We start from the raw sequence: 13,670 nt of genomic DNA, 5'->3' as shown, positions 1-13,670 counted from the left end.
TCCGCACCGCCTCAGCGCGACGAAAGGCGAGATCGAACCATCATGACCTCCACTCGACGAAGGATGCTCGGCGTACCGGGCGCGGCCCCACTCGCCGCCGGAACCGCGCGCGGCGCCGAGGGCACCGCGCGCGGCGACACCCGGACCGACCGGGACACCCGATCCCCGGCCCCGATCCCCGAAGGGCTCGGGCCCGGGGGCGAACTCGACAGGTTCGTCGCGGACTTGGCGGCCAGGGACGAGTTCTCCGGCACCCTGCTGATCACCCGTCGCGGCCGGACCGTGCTCTCCCGGGCCTACGGCATGGCCGACCGGGTCCGCGCGATCCGCAACGGGCCGGACACCCTCTTCGCGCTCGCGTCGGTGACCAAGCTGTTCACCGCCGTCGCGGTCGCCCAACTCGTGCAACGGGGCCGACTCTCCTACGCGTCGACCGTGGGCACCTACCTCGACGGCCTGCCCTCGGAGATCGCCGACCACGTGACGCTGCATCACCTGCTCACGCACACCTCGGGCCTGGGCAACCACCAGCAGGAGCCGGGATTCGAGGAGGCCGCGGCCGGCTGGACCACGGCCGACCAAGTCATGGACGGCACGCTCGACTTCATCCGCAGGATGCCGCCGTCCTTCCCGCCCGGCGCCGCGAGCCGCTACAGCAACTCCGGATATCACCTGCTCGGAACCATCGTGGCCCGCGTCTCCGGCCGGTCCTGGTTCGACTACGCCCGCGAACGCGTCTTCCGCCCGGCGGGCATGGCCGACACCGACTTCGTCACCGCGCCCCGTTGGCGCCGGGACCCCGGCATCGCCCACCCGTACGTCAAGCAGCCCTCGGGAGAGCGCGTCGACGACGTCGCGGGACGGGTGTTCATCGGCACGCCGGCCGGGGACGCGTTCTCCACCACCTCGGACATGGACCGCTTCGCCCGAGCCCTGCTTCGCGACAAACTGCTCGCCCCGCCGTTCACCCGAACCCTCCTCGGCGGCAAGCTCCCCTTGGGTCCGCCCACTTCCGGCCCACCGCCGAAGGATCCGTCGCCCACGCGCCCGACCCCCACCGGCCCGGCCGACCCGCCTCCCGGCGGAGGCAACCCCCGCCCGCAGGCCATGTTCCAGTGCTACGGACCGGTCGGCGCGGTGCTCGCCGACCGGTGGACCTTCGGCCACGGCGGCGGCGCTCCCGGCGAGTCGACCGGCATCGAGATGTTCCCGGACGGCGAATGGGTGATCGTCGCCCTCAGCAACTACGACCAGGACACGGTGCTCCCCATCGTCGGCATGGCCCGCCGCCTCGTCGCCGGCGCCGGGTAGGGCGTGTCTTCGATCTCCCGCAGGCGGCCCGGCGTAGCGGCGATCCGGGGTCGACGTCGACACGAGTACATACGGTAGCGAGGCGGTCACGCCTGGCTTGGTTTGTGCTGGGCGGCGACGTCCGATCACTCACTGAGCGAAATGGTGCTTCGTCATGGCTGACAAGCCGACTGTTGTTCTGGTGCACGGGTTCTGGGGCGGAGCCGCCCACTGGTCGAAGGTCGTCGTCGAACTGCGCAGGCGCGGCTTCGATGCGTTGTTCGCGGTGGAGAACCCGCTGACCTCGCCGGCGGACGACGCCGAGCGCACGCGCAAGATGGTGCGGCGGGTGGACGGCCCCGTGCTGCTGGTGGGCCACTCCTATGGCGGCGCGGTGATCACCGAGATGGGCGATCTGCCCAATGTCACCGGGCTGGTCTACATCGCCGCGTTCGCGCCCGACGCGGGCGAGAGCCCCGGGCAGCTCAGCCAGGAGATCCCGCCGGCCGCGTTCGCGAACATCGCCCCGGACTCCGACGGCTACCTGTGGATCCGGCAGGAGAAATTCCGCGAGAGCTTCTGCCAGGACCTGTCCGCCGAAGAGGCCCTGGTCATGGCCGTCACCCAGAAGGCTCCCCTGGCCTCGACCTTCGGCGACACCGTGACCGCGCCGGCCTGGCGGACCAAGCCCACCTGGTACCAGATCTCGACCGAGGACCGGATGATCAACCCCGACAACGAGCGGCGCATGGCCGAGCGCATGGGGCCGCGCAAGCTGATCGAACTCGCGGCCGGGCACGCGTCGTTGGCCTCCCAACCGATCCCGGTCACGGACCTGATCGAGACGGCGGCGGGCGACCTCGGCGGCTGACCGCGCCGCGCCCCCGGGACGCCGGGGCCGGTCGACCCGCGCGGCGTCCCGAGCGGGCCGGCCGGCCCGGGCCCGTCCGGGGGATCCCGGTGGATCAGGCCCGGTCCATGCCGATGCCGTTGTCGGGGTCGAGCGCGTGGGTCGCCGCGGCCGCGACGGCGGCGGTGAGGCCGGGCTGATCCGGTGCCGGCAGGAGCGCGTCCGGCGGCGTGCCCTCGATCAGCGCGTGCACGGCGGCCACCCGTGCGCGCGCGGTGATCGGCCGCCGGGTCGTGGTGGCCGCGGTGAGCAGCCCGGGCAGCGCGTGCAGGGGACGGGGGCCGGTGGTGGCCGCCGCGAAGCGCGGTGGCGCCTCGGGTCGGGCGCGCAGGATCGGGACCTCCTCCGGCGGTGTGGCCAGCCCGGTGAGGTCGACGATCAGATCGGCCTCGGCGGCGACCGTGCGCAGCGTCCCGCCGCCCGGGCCGAAGGGATCGAACAGGGTCAGGTCGGCGATCCCGGAGGCGATCAGCAGCCCGGCCAGATCTCCGCCCCGGGCCGGATCCACCAGGACCACGCGCCCGCCCAGCGGCTGCACGCCGCGGTTGGCCAGGGCGTTGATCGTCGCGGCGGCGATCGCGACGGCGAGGCCGTCGTTGAGGGTGTCCAGCAGGAGCACCGGCGGGGTGGGGCCCAGGATCGCGCGGGTGGTGAGCACATGTTCCGGGCGGGTGTGCACGAGTACGGCCGCCGCGAAGCCGGGGGCGAGCAGCCGTACCGCCTGCGCGATGTCCTCGACGTGCGGCGTCGCGATGGGCAGCGGGAAGACGTCCAGCCCGGTGGCCCGGCGCAGGTGTACCGCCTGGGATTCGAGGGCCGGCAGCGCGGCGTCGGCGGGCAGCGCGGCGAAGTCCAGGACGGCGCTGGCATCGCTGATCAGCGCGACGCGGTGACGACGCCCGGTGTAGTCGTCGGTGTGTTCGGGGTGTGCCGCCAGGTGCGAGACGACCCGGCGGTCCGCGTCGGCGTCGAGCAGGGCGATGTCGTGGCCGGTGGTGGTGGCCGCGCACACGCGCAGCGTCAGTTTGCCGGTGGAGGCGGCGACGAAGACGGGATCCTGGGTGAGCAGCAGGTCCGCGCCCAGGCGTCGGGCCAGGGTCCGGGTGAGCCAGGCCAGCGTTCGCGGACCGTCGGCGTCCAGGGTGATCCGACAGGTGCCCATGGCGTCCGGTTCGTCGATCCGACTCGTCACCGTGCCGGGGGCTTCGGCGAGTACGCCCGCGACCACGGCGGCGGCACCGGGCGGCACGTGGATGCGCACGCTGAAGGCCGGGTTGGTGGCGGGCTGCCTGGGTCCGGGCATGTCACGATTCACCACGGCAACGCCCGAAATCGTGGGCCGGTCGGCACGGGAGCCGTTCGGGGCGGCGTGTGCCCGGTGGTGTCGGATGTTTCCCGCCGGTCGTCCATGGCGCGGATTCCTCTCCGACCTCCCCGCGGATCGAGCAGGTGCATACGTTGGCAAGTCGCGTGCCGAGGCCCAGGGTAGTGCGGCCTTCCTCGGGCAGGTCGCCGGGTGGGTGGCAAGGGGCCGCGGGGAATGCTCACAGGCCGGGTCCCGGGTCGGCGCGCCATGGGTCGGGGGTCCCTGGTGGGTCAGGTCCTCGTACAGCGACCGCCGAGGAAGGTGTGGCCCGGGTCGACGCCTTGCGCTCGGAGTTCGCGGAAGGGGTCGACGAAGAAGTTCACCGAACCCGCGCAGTGATAGGTCGCGGAGGGCGTGTCGACCGTGTCGTCGCCCGCGCCCCGGGCCCGGTCGCACGCGTAGGCCACCACGACGTCCGGCCCGTCGGTCACCGTGCCGGCGCAGACGATCGGGATCGCACCGGGAGCGGCGTAGGCCGCGCCGGGGCCGAGTACGGCGACGCTGCTCACCAGCAGCCCGGCGGCGGCGGTGATGCGGGCCAGGAAGGTCATGTCGCGTCCTTGCCGAGAGGCGTGTCGCCGATCGGGTGTGCACGCTCCGCCGCACGGAGGATGCGTGCCGTACACGGCGACCGGCGAGAAACCTCTTCAGTATCGGAGCGCGACTCCCCGCGGACCGCCCCGACACGGCCTTGTCACCCATCCGGGGCACGCGACGGTGTCGCCTCGGGCCCGCTTCGGGTTGTCGGACCCTGTCGAGATGCGATGATTCGAACATATGAACGACAATGCCGATGCCATGCCGTCCTGGGAGCCGCCCGGCCGGTTCGACGTCGTGCTCCAAAGGGGCCAAAGGGTCCGCCACGGCGGCGGCCCCTCGGCCGAGCCCGAGACGAACGGTTTGGATCCCCGCACGGCGGAGGCGCTGTACGAGCTCTGCCCACCCGGCTATCGCAACCACGAGGTGCTGCGCCGACATCCACAGTTGCTGGTGCGGCTGGCCCGACATCACCTCCGGGCCGAGTTGGCCGAGCTCCGTCAGGGCTACTCGGACCTGCGCCGAGCGCTCAAGGACCGGGTCCCCGTACACGTCGTCCCGCAGGCGCTCGCGACGTATCGCAGGGAGGCCGGCGAGATCCATCGCGCCTTCGAACGCGTGGCCGCCATCGAGCGGGCCCTGTCCGCGCTCCCGCCCACCCCACCGGAGCCCGGGCGGGACGAAACCCGACAGTCGGACGCGACGCGCCGAGGCACGTGACCCACCGGGCGCGCGTCCGCTCTACGGCCACCTCGGCATCCACTTGTCGGCCTGGACCAATCTGTCGATTGGCCTAGACCTATTCGAAGGCACGCGGATAACACTCGGGCGGCGTCGCACCATCGCCGTGCGCGTACCCGGCTCCGCACGCCGCCGCGTTCGCCGCCGCCGACGCCGGTCGCGGCGTGAGGTCGGCTACTTGTCCCGGGGAAGCGTGTTCAGGAAGGCCTTGACCGTGTCGATCGGGATCGCGAAGCCGATGCCGACGCTGCCCGCCTCGGTGCCGGTGCCGCTGCCGGACGTGGCGCTGTAGATGGCCGAGTCGATCCCGATGACCCGGCCGGAGAGGTCGACCAGCGGTCCGCCGGAGCTGCCCGAGTTGATCGCGACGTCGGTCTGGATCGCCGGATAGGTCAGCGTGTTCGCGGCGCCGGTCGCGATGGCCGAGGTACTCGAACCGCCCCCGTCGTCGGACGAGCCGACGGCGGTGTCCCCCGACACGGTGACCCGACGGTCGAGTGCGCTGATCACTCCGGAGGTGACCGTCCCGGTCAGGCCCAGGGGTGAGCCGAAGGCGACCACCTCGTCCCCGACCCGGGCGGAGGCCGAGTCGCCGAGGGTCGCCGGGGTGAGACCGGAGACGCCGGTGACCCGCACCACCGCGAGGTCGTGCGCGCTGTCGGCGGCCACCACGCCGGCGGGCGCGGTCCGGCCGTCGGCGAACGCGACCGTGACGGTTCCCGCGTTCGCCCCGGCCAGGACGTGGTTGTTGGTCAGGATCCGACCGTCGGTGTCCAGGACCAGGCCCGAGCCGGTGACCGAGCCGCGACGCGTGGTCACCCGCAGTTCCACCACACTCGGCTGGACCGCGGCGGCCACCGCGGACACCGGCGCCGCCGCGTCGGTGTCCGCCGCGGTCCGCGCCGGCGCGCCGACGGACACCGGTGACTTGCCGTCGGACCCGTCGAAGCCGCGCACCGCGGTCGCCCCCGCGAGACCCCCGAGCAGTCCGGCCGCCACCGCGGCGGCCACCAGCGCGACCGAGGCCCGGCGGACCCGCCGACCGGACGGCCGGTGCCGGCCGGCTTCGGGCGGCGGTACCCGGGGCAGCGGCGGCATCGTCGGCACCGTGTGCTCGTCCCCCGCAGGAACCGGGGCGGAACGAATCGACATGGGTTCGGGAGTCCTTGCCTCTTCTGTCGTCATGCTCACGACTGTCGGACGCTCGCATGAAGAAAGACTGAGAGCAGGCTCAGAGTCGGCACAGAACCGTTCACGGATCCGGCCCGGTGCCGGGGGCCGGATCCGACGCCACCGCGGGCCGCCTCGGGTCAGCTCCCGCCGTACCGCGCCCGCAACAGGTCGACCACGTCGATGTCGTCGAACAGGTGGGAGCGGCCGGCCACGGTCCACGTGGTGTTGTCGAACGCCTCCAGCATCATCAGGCAGCCGGAGAAGTCGTCCACGCTCAGTTGCTCCGGGATCAGCAGGTCCCGGGATTCGGCGGCCACGACGAGCAACTCCTCGACCCATTCGAGGCCGTCCGCGAATTCCTTCAACTCGCGCCAGGACATCAGGAATCCGACCTTCGAGGCGAGCACGCGTTCGTTGACCCGGCCGGATTTCATCTCCCACGGCATGGTCCCGATGCCGATGCATTCCAGCACGCTCCACTGCCAGTCGTTGTCCGGGACGACCTCGACCAGCTCCGCCAGGCGGATGTGGAAGCCGGGCCCCTGGAGGGGGAATTCGGTCTCGTTCATCACGCGTGCACTCGCTCCCATGACGTGGCGGGCCCACACCCGAACTCCCGGACGGTGCGCTGTTGGAAGCGGGCGGATCGGCCTTCGCCACGCTAGGAGCCGACTTGGCCCAACCACCGCGATCCGGCCCGCGGGCGGGGCCATTCACACGCAACTCCCATAGAACGAACCTCGGTTCGTGGGCCAGGCTGGAGAGCTGCGGGCCGCCGCGCGGGTGGCCGGGGAGGTCCCGGACCCGGGTGCGGTGCCGACGGGGGCGCGGCGCACCGTAGTGTTCGCGCCGATCACGCCCACCGACCCCAACCCACCCGCCGTGCCAGGCGGAACGCGTCGCGAGGAAGGCACCGATGAGCATCCCGGATCCGCAGGCCGACCCACCCGCGACCCACGACCGGGGCCGCCTGCTGGTCGTCGACGACGAACCGGCGATCGTGGACACCGTCGCCCGGTTCCTGCGCTTCGTCGGCTACGACGTGCGCACCGCCGCCACCGGCCTCCAGGCGCTCACCGTCGCCCGGGACTTCCTGCCCGAGTTGATCCTGCTCGACGTCATGCTCCCCGACGGCGACGGCTTCGAGGTGCTGCGCCGACTGCGCTCGGACGAACTCCAGGTCGCGGTGGTCTTCCTCACCGCGCGCGACACCCGCAAGGACGTGGTCCGCGGCCTGACCGCGGGTGGCGACGACTACATCACCAAGCCGTTCGGCCTGGACGAGGTCACCGCGCGCGTGGAGGCGGTGCTGCGCCGCACCCGGCGCGCGGCACCCGGCGGCGACGTACTGCGTGTCGCGGACCTCGAACTCGACGCCGCAGCCCACCAGGTGCGCCGCGCCGGACGCCCCGTCGACCTCTCACCGACCGAATTCCGGCTGCTGCGCTACCTGATGCTGCACCCCGACCACGTGTTGACCCGGGCCCGCCTGCTGGAGCACGTGTGGTCCTACGACTTCAACGGCGACGACACCGTGGTGGCCACGTACATCAGCTACCTGCGCCGCAAGATCGACGACGGCCAGGGCACCCCGCTGATCCACACCCGGCGCGGGGTCGGGTACTGCCTGCGCACACCGCCGTGCTGAGCCTGCGGCCCAGGATGCGCCGGCAACCGCTGCGCCGGCGTCTGGTGATCGTGCTCGTCCTGGTGTGCACCGTGGTGCTCAACACCTGCGCGGCGGTGACCGTGGGCGTGCTGCGGGACTCGCTCTTCGACCGCCTCGACGACCAACTCGACACCACCGTGGCCGCGTTGCGCGCCCTGGACCAGCGTGAACGCAACAACCAGCGGCTGGGCCTGGATCCGGGCATCTGGCTGAAGTACCCGGGTGGCCTGCGCGTGGCCCTCGCCGCCCCCGGCCGCCGCCCGCCGCAGGGCCCGGGGCCGAGGCTGACCGGCATCCTGCCGCCCACCGGCAGCACGGTCACCGCGCCCTCGGCCGAGCCCGGTTCCGGCGAGAAGTTCCGGGTTCGCGTCCAGGACCTGACCGACGGGCGCACCGCTCTGGTCGCGCTGAGCACGAACGACGCCGAACGGGCCGCCGACCACGCGCTGTACGTGGTGCTGATCACCGTCGGGATCGCCCTGCCGACCCTGGGTCTGCTCGGCGCGCTGTTCGTCCGGCGCGAACTACGGCCGCTGGAACGGGCCGCCCAGGTCGCCGACTCGATCGCGGCGGGCGACTACGGGCGACGCGTGCGCAATCCGCTGATCGGCCCGCGCACCGAGGTCGGCCGACTGGCCACCGCCATCGATCGTATGCTCGACCAGATCCAGGCCGCGTTCACCGCCCGGGACACCTCCGAGGAACGCCTGCGCCGCTTCGTCGCCGACGCCTCCCACGAACTGCGCACCCCGCTGCAGTCGATCGGCGGATACACCGAGTTGTACCAGCGCGGAGCGCTTCCGGACCGGGCCTCGGTCGACGACGCGGTGTCCCGGATGCGGGCCGAGGTGCGGCGCATGAACGGCCTCGTGGAGGCCCTGTTGCTGCTCGCCCGCCTGGACGAGGAACAGGACACCGATCTCGAACCCGTGGACCTGGCCCGGGTCGTGGCCGACTCCTGCCGCGACGCCGCCGCGGTCGAACCGGCCCGGCCGTTGACCCATGCCGCCACCGCGTCGACGGCGGAGGTACTGGTCCTGGGCGACGAGGACCGCCTGCGGCAGTTGGTGGCCAACCTGCTCGGCAACATCCGCATGCACACCCCGCCGGATGCCCCGGCCGCGGTCGAACTGCGCCGTGAGGGCGATCACGTGGAGCTGACCGTGCGCGACGGCGGCCCGGGGATACCGACCGCCGATCTCCCGCACGTCTTCGACCGCTTCCACCGCGCGGACAGGAGCCGCAGCCGCGCCCAGGGCGGCAGCGGCCTGGGCCTGTCCATCGTGGCGGCGATCGTGGACATGCACCGCGGCAGCATCCACATCGGGCCCGCAGCCGATCGGGGCACCGTGGTCAGGGTCCGCCTCCCCGCCCTCGGCGACACCCGTTCGCCTCCCCCGTCGGTATGACCGACGTCCGTCCGCGCGACCGGACCGACGTCGGCATCGCTCACGGGCCGGTCGTCTTCCCGACCGTCGATGGAGTGGCCGGCACGGGCACGCCGCGGGTGGATCCGTAGGGCAGTATCGCGTGCACCGCCCAGCCGCCGTCGGGGTCCGGGCCGATGTCGAGTCGGCCGCCGAGCATCGCGACACGCTCGCGCATGCCGATCAGGCCGTGGCCCATCCCGTCGCCCGGCGCCTGCGCACCCCGTCCGTCGTCGCGGACGCGCACCTCCAGCGCGCCCTTGCGGTACCCGACCAGAACCTCGGCGCCGGCCGTCGGACCGGCGTGCTTGCGGGTGTTGGTCAACGCCTCCTGGATGATCCGGTACGCGGTGAGTGCGACGGTCCGAGACGGATCGATCGGATCGCCCTCCACGACCACCCGCACGGACAGGCCCGCGCGACCGACCTGGTCGACGAGATCGTCCAGGTGGCGCAGGCTCGGCTGCGGAACCAGGCCCTCGGTCTCGTTCTGCGCGCGCAGCACCCCCAGCAGTCGGCGCATCTCCACCAGCGCCTCGCGTCCGGTCTTCGCGATCGTGTCCAGGGCCTCGCGGGCCTTGTCCGGGGAGGTGGCGATGGCCCGGCTCGCACCGTCCGCCTGCACCACGATCACCGACACGTTGTGCGCCACCACGTCGTGCAACTCCCGGGCGATCCGCGAGCGTTCGGCCGCGGCGGCGATCAGCGCCTGCTGGTCGCGCTCGAACTCCAGCCGGGTCGCCCGCTCTTCGAGTTCGGCGTAATAGGCGCGGCGGGTCCGCATCGAGTCGCCGAGCACCCAGGCGATGCCGAGCGTGATCGCGATGAAGGAGTACACGAACACGCCTTCGCGCACGTCCAGGTTCACCCTCGTGCCCCAGCGCGCGAAGTAGAGCCCGGGCACCGCGAACACGCAGACCAGGGCGAGCCGCACCCGGCGTGGCGAGCCGATCTTCGCCGCCGTGTACAGCGCCATCGGCACCGCGATGCTCGTCATCATGATCTCCGAGCTCACCACGAGTTGGCCCGCGCTGCCCAGCATCACCAGCCCGAACGCGGTCCGGGGCCGCACTCGGCGCAGCGTCGCACCCAGGCCGTGGAGCACGACGAGAACCCACAGCCCGTACCGGACCCGGCCGGCCGGCGTGGCATCGTCGTCGTGGACCTGAGCGGCGCTCAGCAACAACACCGGAAGCACGATCATCGCGTCCACGAACAACGGGTGTCCGCGCAGCCAGGCGTAGATTCTCTGCACACCGGGACGCTACGGGCGCGGGTCCGGTGCGGGCGTCATCCGGTGCGCCGAGCGGGCCCATCGTCCCCAGGTCTCACCCCGGCGGGCCGCGCCTCCCTCCCGTGCCCCTCGGAGATCCGGCCGAAGGCTGACGACACGGCACCACCGATCACGAGCCGGCGACGTCGAGGTATGCCTGCTCGACAGGTGTTCGGCCGCGCAGGCGGTTCCGGGTACGGCGAGCGTGCCGCCGTACCCGGACACCACGCGGGTGCGCCGTCGATACCGACCGAACGACGCCGAGACGGCCGGCCACCCCGGCTGGTTCGCCTCGGACGCGTTGCGAGCCACCTCCCGACACCTTGCCCGCGACCTCGGCGAGTTCCCACCCGTCGAGTGTCGCTCGCAACGTCTCCGGACGGATCGTCGAGCGCTCCTCCCCCATCCGACCATCGACTCCCGGCGTGACACGGGAATCACGGTCGCCCCCCAGGGCCGCGACGAAGTCGATCACGTTTGCGTGATCACCTCGTCACCACCCGTGAACACGACTTTAGGGCCCCGATCACGGCCGGGAACAGGCGGCAAACCAGCCGGCCTCGCCGCCCGCGCCAACCGGCACAAACCGTCGGTTGCCCGACTCGCGCCGCCGCCCCGGCTCCGGGATCCGGGTCGGGCGCGGCCGGATCGTACGGCCCCTGCGGGCGTGCGCCCGGGCCGGGGGGCGCCGGCGTCGGCCGCGCCCCGGGTTGGCCGAATACCGCCGTACCGCCGCGTCGTTCGGGAAAGCGGAAGCGGAAGCGGAAGCGCCCGGCACCTCGTTCGCCGACACGGAAGCCGAAGCGCCCGGCACGTCGTCGCCGCGCCGCGCCCGTCTCCGGTCACGGCCGTGGCTCGCGGGTCAGCGCGGCGGAGCCAGGACCGGCGCGAGGACGGTAAGGGCGTCGAGGATCCCGTGCGCGTCGGGGGTGTGCTCCGGGTCGACCAGCCACTGGAGCATCAGGCCGTCGCAGATCGCGATGAGCAGTGCCGGAATCGCCTCGGCGCCCACCGGCGGCTCGACGCCCGACTCCGCGAACGCCCGGTCGGTCATGGCCTGTCCGGCCCGACGGGCGTCGGCGTATCCCGCGGCCAGGCGTTCGCGCAGCGCCGCCGAGCGCATGGCCGGCGCGAAGGACTCGACACACGCGACCACCATCGGGCGCAGTTCCTCGAACGAGTCGATCAACGCCACCAGCGCGGCGGCCAGTTGCGCACGAGGACCATCGGCGACGGCGGCCGACACCGCGTCCCGCACCCGGCGGGTCCACACCTCGAAGCACTGCCCGACCGCCTCCTCCAGCACCGCGTCCACGCCGCCGAAGTGGTAGCCGATCGAACCGAGGCTGGTCCCGGAGGCCTGCGCGATGTCGCGTGCGGTGGTGTGCGCGTAGCCCTTCTCCCGCAGACAGCGCACGGCCCCGGCGAGGACTCGCTCCCGATGACTCCTGGACAGGGGCGACTTGGGCATCCCACCATGTTAGACAAGCGTGCAGCACGAATGTTCAGACTTCTCTCGGATCAGGAGCGAGTCGATGACGTCTGCCACCCCGCCGCCCGGTTCCCGGCTGCCGAGCTGGATCCAGACCGCGCTCTACCTCGCCGCCCCCGGCCGCTCGCTCAGGGCGGCCCGGCGCCGCCATGGGCCGGTCTTCCAGGCCCGGTTCCTCGGCTTCCCGCCGCAGACCTACGTCACCACGGCCGAACTGGCCCAGCAGGTCTACGCCGTCGACGCCGGCGGCGGCCGGGCCGGCGAGGTGCGCCGGCAATTCCTGGAGGGCATGGTCGGCCGGAACTCGCTGCTCACACTGGACGGCGACCCCTGGTGGCGCCACCGCAGACTGCTGAGCCCACCCCTGCACGGCAGAGCCATCGCCGGCTACGGCGACGAGATCGCCCGAATAGCCGCCGCGCACATCGCCGAGTGGCCGCGACACCGGCCGTTCGCGCTGCGCGACCGCATGCAGGAGATCACCCTGGAGGTGATCCTGCGGCTGGTCTTCGGGATCCGCGACAACGATCGCCTGGTCCGGCTGCGCACCGCCATCCCCGAACTGATCGAGGTCGGCGGCTCGCCGGTCATGCTGATGTTGCCGCCGCGGGTTCGGGCCTGGACCCAGAGCCCGCCGGCGACCCGGCTCGGTTTCCTGCCCACCACCCGATTCCAGCGCGCCCGCGACGCGGTGGACGCGATGTTGTTCGACGAGATCGCGCATCGCCGTGCCGACCCCGACCCCGGCGCCACCGACGTGTTGTCCCGGCTGTTGCAGGCTCGCGACGAGCAGGGCCGGCCGATGAGCGACCAGGAACTGCGCGACGAGCTGATCACCATGCTCGAAGCCGGCCACGAGACCACCGCGACCGCCCTGGCGTGGGCCTTCGAGCGCCTCCTGCGCACCCCCGCCGTCCTGGCCGAACTCCGCGAGGAGATCGACGACGGCCGCCACAACACCTACCTCGACGCGGTGGTCAAGGAGGCGCTGCGCTCGCGCCCAGTGGTGTACGAGGCCCCGCGTCTACTGGACGAACCGCTCCAACTGGGCCGATTCCGGGTTCCCGCGGGCTCGTTCGCGTCACCGGTGATCACTCTCATCCACCATGACCCCGAAGTCTTCCCGGAGCCATCCGAGTTCCGCCCCGAGCGCTTCCTCGGCCCCGACGCGGCCCGGGTACAACGGGCCTGGATGCCCTTCGGCGGCGGTCGTCGGTACTGCGTCGGCGCGCAACTCGCGGTCCTGGAGATGACGGTGATCATCCGCGAGGTGCTGACCCGCCTGGAGTTGACCGCACCCGATCCGGCCCCGGAACGGCCGCGGGCGCGGCACGTCACGCTGATTCCGGCCAAGCGCACCGTCGTGGTGGCCCGACCCCGCGACAGCGCCGCCCCTCCCGAGGTCCTACCGGCCCGACGCGCCGTCACCGTGCCCCGCGAGGTCGCCGCCGCCCCCGCGGTCGTCCGGGCCGCGCTCGAACGGCTCTTGAGGAAGCAGTAGCCCCCGTCCCCGGCGTCGACCGGGAACAGGGGCTACGGCGCGGTATCGGGTACGACGCGGCATCGAGTACGGCGCGGAATCGGGTGAAGCCTTGTGCCGCGGGCTACTTCACCGGTTCCGGTGCTCCCGCACCGGTTTTGGCGTCACTTCACCGGTTCCGGCGCCGGCGCCGCCGCGTCCTCGGACTCCGCCCGGACCGCCGGTGGTTCGGGCAGTTTGACGGACTGGAGGAGCAGTTGTGCGACGTCGACGACCTGGAGGTCTTCCTTGGCGTCGCCGGCCTGCTTCTTG

At 72.5% G+C, this 13,670-nt stretch carries 12 protein-coding genes; 6 read left to right on the top strand and 6 right to left on the bottom strand.

Going from position 1 to position 13,670, the window contains the following annotated elements; translation table 11 throughout:
* The first annotated feature begins 42 nt into the window (after positions 1-42).
* On the top strand, positions 43-1,311 hold the full coding sequence (locus ACWCPW_RS48895; RefSeq protein ID WP_449768126.1) for a serine hydrolase domain-containing protein: 1,269 nt from the start codon (positions 43-45) through the stop codon (positions 1,309-1,311).
* Between the two features lie 154 nt (positions 1,312-1,465).
* Positions 1,466-2,161 carry an alpha/beta hydrolase gene (locus ACWCPW_RS48890; RefSeq protein ID WP_449768125.1) on the top strand — a complete coding sequence of 232 codons (696 nt, stop codon included), beginning with the start codon at positions 1,466-1,468 and terminating at the stop codon, positions 2,159-2,161.
* A 94-nt stretch (positions 2,162-2,255) separates the two neighbouring features.
* On the opposite strand, the gene ACWCPW_RS48885 is transcribed toward ACWCPW_RS48890, so the two are convergent.
* Entirely contained in the window at positions 2,256-3,503 is a 1,248-nt protein-coding gene (locus tag ACWCPW_RS48885; RefSeq protein ID WP_449768124.1) for a malic enzyme-like protein, read from the bottom strand.
* A 293-nt stretch (positions 3,504-3,796) separates the two neighbouring features.
* A complete protein-coding gene (locus ACWCPW_RS48880) occupies positions 3,797-4,117 on the bottom strand; it encodes a hypothetical protein (RefSeq protein ID WP_449768123.1) in 321 nt (106 codons plus the stop codon).
* 226 nt (positions 4,118-4,343) lie between these two features.
* On the opposite strand from ACWCPW_RS48880, the gene ACWCPW_RS48875 reads away from it, so the two are divergent.
* On the top strand, positions 4,344-4,823 hold the full coding sequence (locus ACWCPW_RS48875) for a hypothetical protein (protein WP_449768122.1): 480 nt from the start codon (positions 4,344-4,346) through the stop codon (positions 4,821-4,823).
* 195 nt (positions 4,824-5,018) lie between these two features.
* On the opposite strand, the gene ACWCPW_RS48870 is transcribed toward ACWCPW_RS48875, so the two are convergent.
* Positions 5,019-5,996 carry a S1C family serine protease gene (locus ACWCPW_RS48870; RefSeq protein WP_449768121.1) on the bottom strand — a complete coding sequence of 326 codons (978 nt, stop codon included), beginning with the start codon at positions 5,994-5,996 and terminating at the stop codon, positions 5,019-5,021.
* A 158-nt stretch (positions 5,997-6,154) separates the two neighbouring features.
* A complete protein-coding gene (locus ACWCPW_RS48865; protein ID WP_449768120.1) occupies positions 6,155-6,586 on the bottom strand; it encodes a hypothetical protein in 432 nt (143 codons plus the stop codon).
* A gap of 347 nt (positions 6,587-6,933) precedes the next feature.
* Between ACWCPW_RS48865 and ACWCPW_RS48860 the strand changes: the two genes are divergently transcribed.
* Together ACWCPW_RS48860 and ACWCPW_RS48855 are read left to right on the top strand one after the other, a co-directional pair.
* Complete coding sequence (locus ACWCPW_RS48860) at positions 6,934-7,665, top strand: response regulator transcription factor (protein WP_449768119.1); 732 nt, start codon at positions 6,934-6,936, stop codon at positions 7,663-7,665.
* Positions 7,659-9,095, top strand: coding sequence for a sensor histidine kinase (locus tag ACWCPW_RS48855; RefSeq protein ID WP_449768118.1), 1,437 nt, complete (start codon positions 7,659-7,661; stop codon positions 9,093-9,095). The genes ACWCPW_RS48860 and ACWCPW_RS48855 overlap by 7 nt, the downstream gene beginning before the upstream one ends.
* 40 nt (positions 9,096-9,135) lie before the next feature.
* Here ACWCPW_RS48855 and ACWCPW_RS48850 read toward each other — a convergent pair whose 3' ends face one another.
* Both ACWCPW_RS48850 and ACWCPW_RS48845 read right to left on the bottom strand, forming a co-directional pair.
* Complete coding sequence (locus ACWCPW_RS48850) at positions 9,136-10,368, bottom strand: sensor histidine kinase (RefSeq protein WP_449768117.1); 1,233 nt, start codon at positions 10,366-10,368, stop codon at positions 9,136-9,138.
* Between the two features lie 880 nt (positions 10,369-11,248).
* Positions 11,249-11,857 carry a TetR/AcrR family transcriptional regulator gene (locus ACWCPW_RS48845; protein ID WP_449768116.1) on the bottom strand — a complete coding sequence of 203 codons (609 nt, stop codon included), beginning with the start codon at positions 11,855-11,857 and terminating at the stop codon, positions 11,249-11,251.
* A 64-nt stretch (positions 11,858-11,921) separates the two neighbouring features.
* Between ACWCPW_RS48845 and ACWCPW_RS48840 the strand changes: the two genes are divergently transcribed.
* Complete coding sequence (locus tag ACWCPW_RS48840; RefSeq protein ID WP_449768115.1) at positions 11,922-13,379, top strand: cytochrome P450; 1,458 nt, start codon at positions 11,922-11,924, stop codon at positions 13,377-13,379.
* Positions 13,380-13,670 lie beyond the last annotated feature (291 nt).

The organism is Embleya sp. NPDC001921 (assembly GCF_053594475.1).
Note: the sequence above shows the minus strand (reverse complement) of the source record. Positions and strands in the feature narration are given on the sequence as shown.